The organism is Ruegeria atlantica, from assembly GCF_013032505.1.
Classification (GTDB): domain Bacteria; phylum Pseudomonadota; class Alphaproteobacteria; order Rhodobacterales; family Rhodobacteraceae; genus Ruegeria; species Ruegeria atlantica_F.
The window spans coordinates 1-15853 of sequence record NZ_WQCG01000006.1 but is presented as its reverse complement, the minus strand read 5'-3'; the positions used below and the strand labels follow the sequence as shown (position 1 = coordinate 15853).

The 15853-nt window shown below is 57.2% G+C and carries 10 protein-coding genes; 9 read left to right on the top strand and 1 reads right to left on the bottom strand.

The features are described from left to right. Positions 1–375: 375 nt before the first annotated feature. The 6 genes from rplJ (at position 376) to GOW92_RS18770 (ending at position 11569) form a co-directional block, all read left to right on the top strand. Positions 376–894 (top strand): 50S ribosomal protein L10, encoded by a 519-nt coding sequence (rplJ, locus tag GOW92_RS18795; RefSeq protein ID WP_058279825.1) that lies wholly within the window; start codon positions 376–378, stop codon positions 892–894. A gap of 79 nt (positions 895–973) precedes the next feature. Then, the gene (gene rplL, locus GOW92_RS18790; protein WP_008559766.1) at positions 974–1348 is read left to right on the top strand and encodes a 50S ribosomal protein L7/L12; all 375 of its coding nucleotides are present in this window, start codon (positions 974–976) and stop codon (positions 1346–1348) included. A 250-nt stretch (positions 1349–1598) separates the two neighbouring features. Continuing rightward, the gene (gene rpoB, locus GOW92_RS18785; RefSeq protein ID WP_170563277.1) at positions 1599–5735 is read left to right on the top strand and encodes a DNA-directed RNA polymerase subunit beta; all 4137 of its coding nucleotides are present in this window, start codon (positions 1599–1601) and stop codon (positions 5733–5735) included. A 52-nt stretch (positions 5736–5787) separates the two neighbouring features. Beyond that, entirely contained in the window at positions 5788–10029 is a 4242-nt protein-coding gene (gene rpoC, locus GOW92_RS18780; RefSeq protein ID WP_170563274.1) for a DNA-directed RNA polymerase subunit beta', read from the top strand. A 128-nt stretch (positions 10030–10157) separates the two neighbouring features. After that, positions 10158–10613: a macro domain-containing protein gene (locus GOW92_RS18775; protein ID WP_170563271.1), complete on the top strand. Its 456-nt coding sequence runs from the start codon at positions 10158–10160 to the stop codon at positions 10611–10613. A gap of 86 nt (positions 10614–10699) precedes the next feature. After that, positions 10700–11569 (top strand): DMT family transporter, encoded by an 870-nt coding sequence (locus GOW92_RS18770; RefSeq protein WP_170563268.1) that lies wholly within the window; start codon positions 10700–10702, stop codon positions 11567–11569. Here the strand turns inward: GOW92_RS18770 and GOW92_RS18765 are convergent. Further along, positions 11554–12360: a putative rhamnosyl transferase gene (locus GOW92_RS18765; RefSeq protein WP_170563758.1), complete on the bottom strand. Its 807-nt coding sequence runs from the start codon at positions 12358–12360 to the stop codon at positions 11554–11556. The genes GOW92_RS18770 and GOW92_RS18765 overlap by 16 nt on opposite strands. A 384-nt stretch (positions 12361–12744) precedes the next feature. Between GOW92_RS18765 and rpsL the strand changes: the two genes are divergently transcribed. The 3 genes from rpsL to fusA are packed head-to-tail and all read left to right on the top strand — an operon-like array spanning position 12745 to position 15738. After that, on the top strand, positions 12745–13116 hold the full coding sequence (gene rpsL / locus GOW92_RS18760) for a 30S ribosomal protein S12 (protein ID WP_005621086.1): 372 nt from the start codon (positions 12745–12747) through the stop codon (positions 13114–13116). A gap of 15 nt (positions 13117–13131) precedes the next feature. Further along, positions 13132–13602, top strand: coding sequence for a 30S ribosomal protein S7 (rpsG, locus tag GOW92_RS18755; RefSeq protein ID WP_008756926.1), 471 nt, complete (start codon positions 13132–13134; stop codon positions 13600–13602). Positions 13603–13620: 18 nt separating this feature from the next. Further along, on the top strand, positions 13621–15738 hold the full coding sequence (gene fusA, locus GOW92_RS18750; protein WP_170563265.1) for an elongation factor G: 2118 nt from the start codon (positions 13621–13623) through the stop codon (positions 15736–15738). The last annotated feature ends 115 nt before the right edge of the window (positions 15739–15853 follow it).

The window sequence follows — 15853 nt, the reverse complement described above, 5'->3', positions numbered from 1 at the left end:
TGCGTTGTTTTCCGCAATTCGGCGCTTATGTTTGTGCTAAGCGCTGGGCAGGTTAAAACTGTTTTCAACAGATGCTGTTGCGGACCCGCAGAATCCGCAATTTACCTCTTGGAAACCGGCGGTATCTGCCCTAAGTAAGGCTACGAAGTAAAGCGTGCGATTCGTCGTGCGCTTTATTTTGTTTCGTCCAAGACGGTGGGTGGTGCCATATGGCCCCTTAATTCCCTGCCTGAGACGGGTAAGACCAAAGAATTCTGAGGGTCCAACCCTCGGGCGCATTTTGGCCAATCCCGTAACAACGGACCTGAACGCCGGAGCGAAAGCTGCGGCAAATATGAGCCGGGGTGAGATATCGCCCCAAACTTGGAGAGAACTGTGGATAGAGCCCAGAAAGAGAAAGTGGTCGAGGAACTCGGCCAAATCTTCGAAAGCTCTGGCGTCGTAGTGGTTTCGCACTACGCCGGTCTGACAGTTGCCGAGATGCAGGACCTTCGCGCACGTGCTCGTGACGCGGGTGGCTCCGTGCGTGTTGCCAAGAACAGGCTCGCCAAAATCGCCCTTGAGGGTAAGCCGTGTGAAAGCATGGCCGACCTGCTGACAGGGATGACCGTTCTGACCTATTCCGAGGACCCTGTGGCAGCAGCCAAAGTGGCCCAGGACTACGCTAAAGAGAACCAAAAGTTCGAAATTCTTGGCGGTGCAATGGGTGAGAACGCTCTGGATCGTGCCGGCGTTGAAGCCGTGTCGAAAATGCCTTCGCGCGAGGAGCTTATTGCTACTATCGCGGGCATGCTTGGCGCACCTGCTTCGAACATCGCTGGCGCAATTGGCGCACCTGCAAGCAATATCGCAAGCATCCTTTCCACCATCGAAGAGAAGGCGGAAGCTGCGTAAGCGGTTGGCACTGAATGATCTGCGTAGGGAAAAATCCCTGACGTTGGAACACACACTGTAAACGGAAAGAGCTGATAAAATGGCTGATCTGAAAGCACTCGCAGAAAGCATCGTGGGTCTGACCCTGCTGGAAGCACAAGAACTGAAAACCATCCTCAAAGACGAATATGGCATCGAGCCCGCAGCTGGCGGCGCAGTTGTCATGGCAGCCGGTGGCGACGCCGGTGGCGCAGCTGAGGAAGAAAAAACCGAATTCGACGTCGTTCTGAAGAACGCCGGCGCATCGAAAATCAACGTCATCAAAGAAGTTCGCGGCATCACCGGCCTGGGCCTGAAAGAAGCCAAGGAACTGGTCGAAGCCGGCGGCAAGATCAAAGAAGGCGTGGACAAAGCAGAAGCAGAAGACATCAAAGGCAAGCTGGAAGCAGCTGGCGCCGAAGTCGAGCTGGCCTAAGCTTAGTCTCTGGTGCATCGCTGATGTACCGAAAAATTTGGCTGGGTCCGGAGAAATCCGGGTCCAGCCGAACCTGTCTTAGAAAGGGCCTCATGGGGTGGGGCGTTTTCTAAGACGCGGTTCTTGGATCGGGAGGCTGCCTTCGGGACGGTGGCCATGAATTGATCCGGACGTGTCGTCTCGAATGTGCAAGATGCCGGGGCCCGACGGTGTCTTTGCCCGCTGAGAACATCGAAAGGTGACATCTGACATGGCTCAAACGTTCCTTGGCCAGAAACGTCTTCGTAAATATTACGGCAAAATCCGCGAAGTGCTGGAGATGCCGAACCTCATTGAGGTCCAGAAATCTTCTTATGATCTTTTCCTGCGCTCCGGCGATGCAGAGCAGCCCACTGACGGCGAAGGCATCAAAGGCGTGTTCCAATCGGTTTTCCCGATCAAGGATTTCAACGAAACCTCCGTTCTGGAGTTCGTGAAATACGATCTGGAAAAACCCAAATATGACGTCGAAGAGTGCATGCAGCGCGACATGACCTACAGCGCGCCGCTGAAGGTCACTCTGCGTCTGATCGTGTTTGATGTCGATGAGGACACCGGCGCGAAATCGGTTAAAGACATCAAAGAACAGGACGTGTTCATGGGCGATATGCCCCTGATGACGCCGAACGGGACGTTCATCGTGAACGGCACCGAGCGTGTGATCGTGTCCCAGATGCACCGTTCGCCTGGTGTGTTCTTTGACCACGACAAGGGCAAGACCCACTCTTCGGGCAAGCTGCTGTTTGCCTGCCGCATCATCCCGTATCGCGGCAGCTGGCTGGACTTTGAGTTCGACGCCAAAGACATCGTGTTCGCCCGTATCGACCGTCGCCGCAAACTGCCTGTGACCACCCTGCTTTATGCGCTGGGTCTGGATCAGGAAGCGATCATGGACGCGTATTACAACACCGTGTCCTACAAGCTGGACAAGAAGAAAGGCTGGATTGCGCCCTTCTTCCCCGAGCGTGTACGCGGTACCCGCCCGACCTATGATCTGATTGACGCAAAATCAGGTGAAGTGATTGCCGAAGCGGGCAAGAAAGTCACCCCGCGCGCGGTCAAGAAACTGATCGACGAGGGCGTTGTCACCAATCTGCTGGTTCCGTTCGATCACATCGTTGGTAAGTTTGTCGCCAAGGACATCATCAACGAGGAAACTGGTGCGATCTATGTCGAAGCCGGCGATGAACTGACGCTGGAATACGACAAGGACGGCGATCTGATCGGCGGCACTGTCAAAGAGCTGATTGATGCAGGCGTAACCGATATTCCGGTTCTGGACATCGATAACGTCAATGTCGGCCCCTACATGCGCAATACCATGGCGCAGGACAAGAACATGGGCCGCGACACCGCGTTGATGGACATCTACCGCGTCATGCGTCCGGGCGAGCCGCCCACCGTCGAAGCGGCCTCGGCTCTGTTTGACACACTGTTCTTCGACAGCGAGCGTTATGACCTGTCCGCGGTTGGCCGTGTGAAGATGAACATGCGTCTGGCCCTGGATGCGCCGGATACGCTGCGCACCCTGCGCCGCGAAGACATCGTGGCCTGCATCAAGGCGCTGGTCGAACTGCGTGACGGCAAAGGTGACATCGACGACATCGACCACCTGGGCAACCGTCGTGTGCGTTCTGTCGGCGAACTGATGGAAAACCAGTACCGCGTTGGCCTGCTGCGCATGGAGCGCGCGATCAAAGAGCGTATGTCGTCGGTCGAGATCGACACCGTCATGCCGCAGGACCTGATCAACGCGAAACCGGCTGCTGCTGCTGTTCGTGAATTCTTCGGCTCGTCGCAGTTGTCGCAGTTCATGGACCAGACCAACCCGCTGTCGGAAGTCACCCACAAACGCCGTCTCTCGGCGCTTGGCCCCGGTGGTCTGACACGTGAGCGTGCGGGCTTTGAGGTGCGCGACGTGCACCCGACCCACTATGGCCGGATGTGCCCGATTGAAACGCCGGAAGGCCCGAACATCGGTCTGATCAACTCGCTGGCTACCTTTGCCCGCGTGAACAAGTATGGCTTCATCGAAACACCCTACCGCGTCGTCAAAGACGCTGAGGTGACCGATGAGGTTCATTACATGTCCGCGACAGAGGAAATGCGTCACACCGTGGCGCAGGCGAACGCGACACTGGATGCGGATGGCAAGTTCATCAACGATCTGGTTTCGACCCGTCAGTCGGGCGACTACACTCTTGCCCCGCGCGAGAATGTGGACCTGATCGACGTGAGCCCGAAACAGTTGGTTTCGGTCGCTGCATCGCTGATCCCGTTCCTTGAAAATGACGACGCCAACCGCGCTCTGATGGGCTCGAACATGCAACGTCAGGCGGTTCCGCTGTTGCGTGCAGAGGCACCACTTGTCGGTACCGGGATCGAGGAAAAGGTTGCGATTGATTCGGGTGCTGCGATTCAGGCGAAACGCGCCGGTATCATCGACCAGGTCGATGCCCAGCGTATCGTTATCCGCGCCACTGAAGATCTGGAACTGGGCGATGCTGGCGTTGACATCTATCGTCTGCGCAAGTTCCAGCGTTCGAACCAGAACACCTGTATCAACCAGCGTCCGCTGGTCAAAGTGGGTGACACGGTTGGCAAAGGCGAAGTGATTGCCGATGGCCCGTCCACCGATATCGGTGAACTGGCTCTGGGTAAGAACGTCGTCGTCGCGTTCATGCCGTGGAACGGTTACAACTACGAAGACTCGATCCTGATCTCGGAACGTATCGCGCGTGACGACGTCTTTACCTCGGTCCATATCGAGGAATTCGAAGTCGCCGCCCGTGATACAAAGCTGGGTCCGGAAGAGATCACCCGCGACATTCCGAACGTCGGTGAAGAAGCGCTGCGTAACCTCGACGAGGCTGGCATCGTTTACATCGGTGCGGATGTTGAGCCGGGCGATATTCTGGTCGGCAAGATCACTCCGAAGGGCGAAAGCCCGATGACCCCGGAAGAAAAGCTGCTGCGCGCCATCTTTGGTGAAAAAGCATCTGACGTGCGTGACACCTCGCTGCGCGTTAAGCCGGGCGATTACGGTACGGTCGTGGAAGTCCGCGTCTTCAATCGTCACGGCGTCGAGAAAGACGAGCGTGCGCTGCAGATCGAGCGTGAGGAAGTCGAACGCCTGGCCCGTGACCGGGACGACGAGTTGGCGATCCTTGACCGCAACATCTATGCGCGCCTGCAAGGTCTGATCCTGGGTAAAACCGCTGTCAAAGGCCCGAAAGGTGTCAAGGCAGGATCGGTAATCACCGAGGACCTGCTGGAAATGCTGACCCGTGGTCAGTGGTGGCAGCTGGCGCTGGAAGACGAGCGGGATGCACAGATCGTTGAAGCTCTGAACGAGCAGTACGAAGTGCAAAAGCGCGCTCTGGATGCCCGTTTCGAGGACAAGGTCGAGAAAGTCCGCCGTGGCGACGACCTGCCGCCGGGCGTGATGAAGATGGTCAAAGTCTTCATTGCCGTGAAGCGTAAGCTTCAGCCGGGCGACAAGATGGCCGGTCGTCACGGGAACAAAGGTGTGATCTCCAAGGTTGTTCCAATGGAAGACATGCCGTTCCTGGCCGATGGTACACCGGTTGACTTCTGTCTGAACCCGTTGGGTGTGCCTTCGCGTATGAACGTTGGTCAGATCCTTGAAACCCACATGGGTTGGGCCGCGCGCGGTCTGGGTCTGAACATCGACGACGCACTGGGTGAATACCGCCGGTCCGGCGATCTGACCCCGGTTCGCGAAGCGATGAAGCTGGCCTATGGCGAAAATGTCTATGAAGAAGGCATTGCCGGCATGGACGAAGGTCATCTGATCGAGGCCGCGGGCAACGTGACCCGTGGTGTTCCGATTGCGACCCCAGTCTTTGACGGTGCTAAAGAGGCTGACGTCAACGACGCACTGGTGCGTGCGGGCTTCTCGGAAAGCGGTCAGTCGATCCTGTTCGACGGCCGAACCGGTGAGCAGTTCGCACGTCCGGTGACCGTGGGCATCAAGTACCTGCTGAAACTGCACCACCTGGTGGACGACAAAATCCACGCGCGTTCGACTGGGCCGTACAGCCTGGTTACCCAGCAGCCGCTGGGTGGTAAGGCGCAGTTCGGTGGTCAGCGCTTTGGTGAGATGGAGGTCTGGGCTCTGGAAGCTTACGGCGCCGCCTACACCCTGCAGGAGATGCTAACTGTTAAATCGGATGACGTCGCCGGCCGGACCAAGGTCTATGAGTCGATCGTCAAGGGCGAGGATAACTTTGAAGCGGGCGTACCGGAATCGTTCAACGTTCTGGTTAAAGAAGTCCGTGGCCTCGGCCTGAATATGGAACTCCTGGATGCGGAGGTTGAGGAGTAAGGGCCTCGGCCCTTCCTCCCGTCCCCCCTTCCGCAAAATTTGAGGTATCAAAATGAACCAGGAAATCACCAACAACCCGTTCAACCCGCTGACACCGCCGAAAGTCTTTGACGAGATCAAGGTTTCGCTGGCCAGCCCTGAACGGATCCTGTCTTGGTCCTATGGTGAGATCAAGAAGCCCGAAACCATCAACTACCGGACGTTCAAACCCGAGCGTGACGGTCTGTTCTGCGCGCGTATCTTTGGCCCGATCAAAGATTACGAATGTCTGTGCGGCAAATATAAGCGGATGAAGTATCGCGGCGTTGTCTGCGAGAAATGCGGTGTGGAAGTCACCCTGCAGAAAGTCCGCCGTGAGCGTATGGGCCACATCGAACTGGCCGCGCCCGTCGCACATATCTGGTTCCTGAAATCGCTGCCGTCCCGCATCGGTCTGATGCTGGATATGACTCTGCGTGATCTGGAACGCGTTCTGTACTTTGAAAACTACGTCGTCATCGAGCCCGGTCTGACTGACCTGACCTACGGCCAGATGCTGACCGAAGAAGAGTACATGGACGCACAGGATGCCTATGGCATGGACGCGTTCACCGCAAATATCGGTGCCGAAGCCATCCGTGAGATGCTGGCGCAGATTGACTTGGAAGCCGAAGCCGAGCAGCTGCGCGCTGATCTGGCTGAAGCCACCGGTGAACTGAAGCCCAAGAAGATCATCAAGCGTCTGAAAGTTGTCGAATCCTTCCTCGAGTCGGGCAACCGGCCTGAGTGGATGGTGATGACCGTGATCCCGGTCATTCCGCCGGAACTGCGTCCGCTGGTTCCGCTGGATGGTGGCCGTTTTGCGACTTCGGATCTGAACGACCTGTATCGCCGCGTCATCAACCGGAACAACCGTCTGAAGCGTCTGATTGAACTGCGTGCGCCTGACATCATCGTCCGTAACGAAAAGCGGATGCTGCAGGAATCCGTGGACGCTCTGTTCGACAATGGCCGTCGTGGCCGCGTGATCACCGGCGCCAACAAGCGTCCGCTGAAATCGCTGTCTGACATGCTGAAAGGTAAGCAGGGTCGCTTCCGTCAGAACCTTTTGGGTAAGCGCGTCGACTTCTCGGGCCGTTCGGTCATCGTGACCGGTCCGGAACTGAAGTTGCACCAGTGTGGTCTGCCCAAGAAGATGGCGCTGGAGCTGTTCAAGCCGTTCATCTACTCGCGCCTTGAAGCCAAGGGTCTGTCTTCGACCGTGAAACAGGCGAAGAAACTGGTCGAGAAAGAGCGTCCCGAAGTGTGGGATATCCTCGACGAGGTGATCCGCGAACACCCTGTCATGCTGAACCGTGCGCCTACGCTGCACCGTCTTGGCATTCAGGCGTTCGAGCCGGTCCTGATCGAAGGTAAAGCGATCCAGCTGCACCCGCTGGTCTGTTCGGCCTTTAACGCCGACTTCGACGGTGACCAGATGGCCGTTCACGTCCCACTGAGCCTTGAGGCCCAGCTGGAAGCGCGTGTTCTGATGATGTCGACGAACAACGTTCTGTCGCCTGCAAACGGCGCACCTATCATCGTTCCGTCGCAGGATATGATCCTGGGTCTGTACTATGTGACCCTGGAACGCGAAGGCATGCCGGGCGAAGGCAAAGTGTTCGGTTCGATCGACGAAGTTCAGCACGCGCTGGATTCCGGCGAAGTGCACCTGCACACCAAGATCACTGCGCGGATCACGCAGATCGACGACGAAGGCAACGAAGTTCAGAAGCGTTTCGAGACAACTCCGGGCCGTCTGCGTCTGGGTGCCTTGCTGCCAATGAACAACAAGGCGCCGTTCGAACTGGTCAACCGCCTGCTGCGGAAGAAAGAGGTGCAGCAGGTCATCGACACCGTCTACCGTTACTGCGGTCAGAAAGAGTCGGTCATCTTCTGTGACCAGATCATGTCGATGGGCTTCAAAGAAGCGTTCAAGGCGGGCATCTCGTTCGGTAAGGACGACATGGTCATTCCGGATGACAAGTGGGGCATCGTCGATGACACCCGCGGTCAGGTGAAGGACTTTGAACAGCAGTACATGGACGGCCTGATCACTCAGGGCGAAAAGTACAACAAAGTTGTCGATGCCTGGTCGAAGTGTAACGACCGCGTCACCGAGGCGATGATGAGCACCATCTCGGACGTCGCCAAGGCCGAAGACGGGTCGGATCAAGAACCGAACTCGGTCTACATGATGGCCCACTCGGGTGCGCGTGGCTCGGTCACTCAGATGAAACAGCTGGGCGGTATGCGCGGCCTGATGGCCAAACCGAACGGTGACATCATCGAGACGCCGATCATCTCGAACTTTAAAGAAGGCCTGACCGTTCTCGAGTACTTCAACTCGACCCACGGTGCCCGTAAGGGTCTGTCGGATACCGCTCTGAAGACGGCGAACTCGGGTTACCTGACCCGTCGTCTGGTGGACGTGGCGCAAGACTGTATCGTTCGTGAGATCGATTGTGGCACCGAGCGTGCGATCACTGCCGAAGCAGCCGTGAACGACGGTGAGGTTGTCGCTTCGTTGGCCGAACGTGTGTTGGGCCGTGTCTCTGCCGATGACGTTCTGCGTCCGGGCACGGACGAGGTTCTGGTCGCTGCAGGTCAGTTGATCGACGAGCGTATGGCTGACACCATTGATGAAGCCGGTGTTGCGTCGATGCGCATCCGCTCACCTCTGACCTGTGAGTCTGAGGAAGGCGTTTGCGCCACCTGCTACGGTCGTGACCTTGCACGCGGTACCATGGTCAACACAGGCGAGGCTGTTGGCATTATCGCCGCGCAGTCCATCGGTGAACCGGGTACGCAGCTGACAATGCGGACCTTCCACATTGGTGGTGTTGCGCAGGGTGGTCAGCAGTCGTTCCAGGAAGCCAGCCAGGACGGTGTCGTTTCCTTCGAGAACCCGCAGATTCTGGTCAACTCGGCAGGCGAAAGCCTGGTGATGGGCCGGAACATGAAGCTGGTTATCAAGGACGAGCACGGCGAAGAGCGTGCCAGCCACAAACTGGGCTATGGTTCCAAGCTGTTCGTCAAGGATGGCGCATCCGTCGCTCGTGGCGACAAGCTGTTCGAATGGGATCCTTACACCCTGCCGATCATCGCCGAGAAAGCCGGTACTGCGAAATACGTTGATCTTGTTTCGGGCATCGCTGTCCGCGATGAGACCGACGATGCAACCGGTATGACCCAGAAAATCGTGATCGACTGGCGCGCCGCCCCCAAAGGCAGCGACCTCAAGCCCGAGATCATTCTGGTCGGTGAAGATGGCGAGCCGGTCCGCAACGATGCGGGCAACCCGGTTCACTATCCGATGTCTGTGGACGCGATTCTGTCGGTCGAAGACGGTCAGAAGATCGAAGCTGGTGAAGTTGTCGCGCGTATTCCGCGTGAAGGTGCCAAGACCAAGGACATCACCGGTGGTCTGCCGCGTGTGGCCGAACTGTTCGAAGCCCGTCGTCCGAAAGATCACGCGATCATCGCAGAAGCCGATGGTTACGTGCGCTTTGGCCGCGACTACAAGAACAAGCGCCGCATCAGCATCGAACCGGCGGACGAGTCCATGGAGACCATCGAGTACATGGTGCCCAAGGGCAAGCACATCCCGGTCGCCGAAGGGGACTTCATCCAGAAGGGTGAATACCTTATGGACGGTAACCCGGCTCCGCATGACATCCTGTCCATCATGGGTGTCGAAGCGCTGGCGGATTACATGATCGACGAAGTGCAGGACGTCTATCGTCTGCAGGGCGTGAAGATCAACGACAAGCACATCGAGGTCATCGTGCGCCAGATGCTGCAGAAGTGGGAGATCCTGGATTCAGGCGACACCACCCTGCTGAAAGGCGAACATGTCGACAAGCAGGAGTTCGACGCGGCCAATGAGAAGACCATCGCCCGCGGTGGTCGTCCGGCACAGGGCGAACCGATCCTCTTGGGGATCACCAAAGCCTCGCTGCAGACGCGTTCGTTCATCTCGGCGGCGTCGTTCCAGGAAACCACCCGCGTGCTGACCGAAGCTTCGGTTCAGGGCAAGAAGGACAAGCTGGTTGGCCTGAAGGAGAACGTCATCGTTGGTCGTCTGATCCCCGCCGGTACCGGTGGTGCGACTCAGGCCGTACGTCAGGTTGCGCAAGGCCGCGATAACGTCGTTATCGAAGCCCGCCGGGAAGAGGCCGAAGCGGCCGCTGCCCTGGCTGCACCGGTCATGGACGACGATCTGGTTGGCGACGAGCTGGACGTTCTGGTGGAAACTCCGGAAAGCCGCGAGTAAGCGCCTTAACAGCCAAACGATCAGGCCCCGCGATTTCGCGGGGCCTTTTCTTTTGCCCCCGGTGTGTTCTTGTTCGAAGGTCGTGGTACAATCGAACAAGCTCGGCAAAGATACCCAAGGAACGCACGATGCCAACCATCAAGGGTGATTTGATACAGCTTGCGTTGGATGGTGAATTCGATGTCATCGTCCACGGCTGCAATTGCTTTCATGCGATGGGCGCCGGGATCGCCAGGGTGATTGCGGCGCACTTCCCCGACGCGCTCGAAGCTGACAAGCGGACGGAGTATGGGGCGCGTTCAAAGCTTGGTACGATTTCTTCAGCGCGGATCACGCGAGGTATGACTGATTTCGTGGTGGTCAATGCCTATACTCAATTTCATTGGGGCGGGTCGGGGCCGCTTGTGGACTACGATGCGATTTCGGGTTGTTTTTCGACGATTGCAGACACCTATCCCACATCCCGCATCGGTTATCCGATGATTGGCGCAGGTCTTGCCGGAGGGGACTGGACCGAAATCGCGCAACGCATAAACGTGGCCTGTGCAGGCATGGACCACACTCTGGTTATCTTCCCCAACTGACCGACAGGTCCGTAGTTCATATTGACATCTCTCAAGGACTTACGGCCAATGATCCGTGTTTCTTTTGAGTATTGGATTCTGCTACTATGACCCCAAATGTGAAGGGCGCGATGCTGATGATGGGCAGCATGGCCGCCTTTACCTTGAATGACGCGTTGATCAAAGTTGCAGGGGCAGAGGTGCCGCTGTTTCAGATGGTTGCGATCCGCGGCGTTGTAGCAACGTTTCTGGTGTTTCTGATGGCGCGTCATCTGGGGGCATTGCACTTGAACTTCCCGTGTCACGACAAGTGGCTTGTCGCGGCACGCTGCGTCGCCGAGCTGTCGGCTACCTTCTTCTTTTTGACAGCACTTCTGCACATGCCGCTGGCCAATGTGACGGCGGTTCTGCAGGCCCTGCCTCTGACTGTGACACTGGGGGCCGTTTTGTTCTTTGGTGAGCATATCGGCTGGCGTCGCATTCTGGCGATCGGGATGGGTTTCGTCGGAATGTTGTTGATTGTAAGGCCGGGGCCTGATGGGTTCAGTGTTTACGCGATATACGCCCTGATTGCCGTTGCTTCTGTCACCGCGCGCGATCTGATTACGCGGCGCATGTCCAGCCACGTTCCCTCATTGGCAGTCACCTTGGCGACTTCGTTGTCCATTACGGTAGCCGCAGGGATTGCAACGGCAGTATCCGGATGGGAACCAGTTCCCATCGGCGCGGGTCTGATGGTGGCATCTGCAGCTGTCTTTGTGCTGACGGGATATCTGTGCAGCGTCATGGTCATGCGCGAAGGGGACGTCGGATTTATCGCACCGTTCCGGTATTCAAGCCTGATCTGGGCATTGGGTCTGGGTTGGGTCATTTTTGGCGATTGGCCAGATACGATCACGATGATGGGCGCTGTTCTGGTCGTGGGTGCGGGTCTATTCACCTTGTTCCGGGAACGACAGTCTCAGCCGTCAGAGTGAACCCGCCTTACCTTGTCCTGTTCAATGGCAAATCGCGCAATGAATTCACCCTCTTGTTCCGGTGTCAGTGGGGGCAATTCGGTTTTGTTGGCGCGGGCGTGGGGTGAGTCGTTGAAATTATTCAGCGTTCGCACCCACATGGGCGCGTCGGGATAGCTGATCACCGGCATGAAACGACCGACTTTATGATGGGTGAAACTCATGATCGTGTGTTTGCAGCCGCCGGCGATATACATTCCAAGCCCGACGCCTAAAAGGGATCTGAACACTTGCGTGGCGCGAATGCCCTCCGGCCCGAACCGTGCCAGAAATCCGCTGTTAAAATCCAGTCCGACTGTACGGTTACTCTGGATTAGTCCCTTCGCGTCGACCGCGGCAAGGCGCAGCCGTTCGACAAAATCGACCGAGACGGCGTCATCGTCGTCATGCCGGAACTGAATGCAGGGCCGATCCGGGTCAGTGCGGGCGCTGTTCAGAACATCTTTTACGACAGGGCGGTGCCGGGCCGGGGCGCGTTTGACAATACGGATCTGCCTGATGCCCGAGGTAAGATCATAGAGCCGGTCCATCGACGCCTTGGGAAGGCACTCACCGATCAGAACGAACAGCTCAAAGTCTTCGTCTGTCTGTTCCCGAAAGCAGGGCAGGGTGGTGGCTTCGAACAGACGAAACCGTTCTTCCAGGCGTTCCGGGCTATACAGATACTGGCGTCTTTCCTCGACGGTGTCGTGTTCAACCTGATAGCCGCCGATTGCGGGATAGGAAAAGCGGCACAGGCCGATGACTTGCATGTTTTGTCCGTCGCAATGTTTCACCGCTACTATGGCGATCTCGGCATTCGCCCGCAACGGGCGAGAGATGCTGGAAACCGCAGTTAAGCCTTGATAAAACGCCACCATTCGGCTGGTTTGGCATGTGCTGTTGACACTCGGGCCGACTCCCCCTATTACGCGCGTCATCTCGGTGCGGGGGCCGCCCCATAACCGATTCCAGTAATGAACTGGTCAAGGCCCGGACAATTTTGCCGTTCGCGCCCTCTGATAACAAACCGCGACGTTCACCTCGGAATGGGAACGCTCGCGGGTTTTGCGCTTGTGGACGCATAAGTGCAGCGAATTTAACCGCACGCAGCTGCGTGCATGTCATGTGTGTTGCAAAACGGGGATATAACCGGAATGCCAACGATCCAACAGCTGATCCGCAAGCCGCGGCAGCCTAAAGTAAAACGCTCGAAGTCCATGCACCTGGAGCAGTGCCCGCAGAAACGCGGCGTCTGCACCCGTGTGTATACCACCACACCGAAGAAGCCGAACTCGGCTATGCGTAAGGTTGCCAAGGTGCGCCTGACCAACGGGTTCGAAGTGATCTCGTACATCCCTGGTGAAAGCCACAACCTGCAGGAACACTCGGTTGTTCTGATCCGTGGCGGCCGTGTGAAAGACCTTCCCGGTGTGCGTTACCACATCCTGCGCGGTGTTCTGGATACTCAGGGCGTCAAAGACCGTAAACAACGCCGTTCGAAATACGGCGCGAAGCGTCCCAAGTAAGAAGGAGAGGCTGATATGTCACGTCGTCACGCCGCCGAAAAACGCGAAGTCCTGCCTGACGCCAAATTTGGCGACAAGGTACTGACCAAATTCATGAACAACCTGATGATCGACGGCAAGAAGTCGGTCGCAGAGCGCATCGTCTATAACGCCTTTGATCGCGTTGAAGGCAAGATCAAGCGCGCTCCTGTCGAAGTGTTCCACGAAGCGCTCGACAACATCAAACCGTCGGTCGAGGTTCGCTCGCGCCGGGTTGGTGGTGCAACCTATCAGGTTCCGGTCGAAGTGCGCCCCGAGCGCCGCGAAGCACTGGCCATCCGTTGGCTGATTACTGCTGCGCGTGGCCGTAACGAAAACACCATGGAAGAGCGCCTTGCAGGCGAGCTGCTGGACGCCGTACAGTCCCGCGGTACTGCCGTGAAAAAGCGCGAAGACACCCACAAGATGGCCGAGGCGAACAAAGCCTTTAGCCATTACCGTTGGTAATTCCAGAGGCTTATCAAAATGGCACGCGAATATACACTCGAACATTACCGTAACTTCGGTATCATGGCGCACATCGATGCAGGTAAAACCACCTGCTCGGAACGCATCCTGTTTTACACCGGCAAATCCCACAACATCGGTGAGGTGCACGATGGTGCAGCCACCATGGACTGGATGGAACAGGAGCAGGAACGCGGCATCACCATTACTTCGGCTGCGACCACCACGTTCTGGGAACGCACCGAAGACGGTGTAACTGCTGACTCGCCCAAGCACCGCCTGAACATCATCGACACCCCCGGCCACGTTGACTTCACCATCGAAGTTGAACGTTCGCTGGCGGTTCTCGACGGTGCAGTCTGCGTTCTGGACGCAAACGCTGGTGTTGAGCCCCAAACCGAAACCGTGTGGCGTCAGGCTGACCGCTACAAGGTTCCGCGGATGGTGTTCGTCAACAAGATGGACAAGATCGGCGCTGACTTCTTCAACTGCGTTGCAATGATTGAAGACCGCACCGGCGCACGCGCTGTTCCGGTTGGTATTCCGATCGGCGCCGAAACCGAGCTGGAAGGTCTGATCGACCTGGTGACCATGGAAGAATGGCTGTGGCAGGGCGAAGACCTGGGCGCAAGCTGGGTCAAAGCACCGATCCGTGACAGCCTGAAAGACATGGCTGACGAATGGCGCGGTAAGATGATCGAAGCGGCCGTCGAAATGGACGACGACGCGATGATGGAATACCTGGAAGGCAATGAGCCCGACATTCCGACCCTGCGCGCCCTGCTGCGTAAAGGTACCCTTGAAATCGCGTTCGTTCCGGTTCTGGGTGGTTCGGCGTTCAAGAACAAAGGCGTTCAGCCGCTGCTCAACGCTGTGATCGACTATCTGCCCAGCCCGCTGGACGTTGTTGATTACATGGGCTTCAAACCCGGCGACGAAGAAGAAGTTCGTGACATCGCACGTCGTGCTGATGACAACATGGCCTTCTCGGGCCTGGCGTTTAAAATCATGAACGACCCCTTTGTTGGCTCGCTGACCTTCACTCGGATCTACTCGGGTACCATGAACAAGGGTGACTCGATCCTTAACTCGACCAAAGGTAAGAAAGAGCGCATCGGTCGTATGATGATGATGCACTCGAACAACCGGGAAGAGATCGAAGAAGCGTTTGCAGGCGACATCATCGCGCTGGCGGGTCTGAAAGACACCACCACTGGTGACACCCTGTGTGACGCGAAGGATCCGGTGGTTCTGGAAACCATGACCTTCCCCGATCCGGTGATCGAGATCGCGGTTGAGCCCAAAACCAAGGGCGACCAAGAGAAGATGTCCCAGGGTCTGGCTCGTCTGGCCGCCGAAGACCCGTCCTTCCGCGTGGAAACTGACCTGGAATCCGGTCAGACCATCATGAAGGGCATGGGCGAACTTCACCTGGACATCCTGGTGGACCGTCTGAAGCGCGAATTCAAAGTCGAGGCGAACATCGGTGCACCTCAGGTGGCATACCGTGAAACCATCTCGATGCCGGTAGAACACACCTACACCCACAAGAAACAGTCGGGTGGTTCGGGTCAGTTCGGCGAAGTTAAGCTGGAGATCCAGCCGACAGAGCCGGGCGAAGGTTATTCGTTTGAAAGCCGCATCGTTGGTGGTGCTGTTCCGAAGGAATACATCCCGGGTGTTGAAAAAGGCATCAACTCGGTCATGGATAGCGGCCCACTGGCTGGCTTCCCTGTGATCGACTTCAAGGTTGCCCTGCTGGACGGTAAGTTCCACGACGTTGACTCGAGCGTTCTGGCGTTCGAAATCGCGGCCCGTATGTGTATGCGTGAAGGCATGCGCAAAGCTGGCGCGAAACTGCTGGAACCGATCATGAAGGTCGAAGTGATCACCCCGGAAGAATACACCGGCGGTATCATCGGCGACCTGACCTCGCGTCGGGGCCAGGTGTCTGGACAAGAGCCGCGCGGCAACGCAATCGCGATCGACGCGTTTGTTCCGCTGGCCAACATGTTCGGCTACATCAACACTCTGCGTTCGATGTCGTCGGGCCGTGCCCAGTTCACCATGCAGTTCGATCACTACGATCCGGTTCCGCAGAACATCTCGGACGAGATTCAGGCGAAATACGCATAAGCGAAGATTTGAGGGAGCGCGGCTAACGCGCTCCCTTCATTACCGAAAAAGGAGGCCATCATGGCAAAGGAAAAGTTTGAGCGTAATAAGCCGCACGTTAACATCGGCACGATTG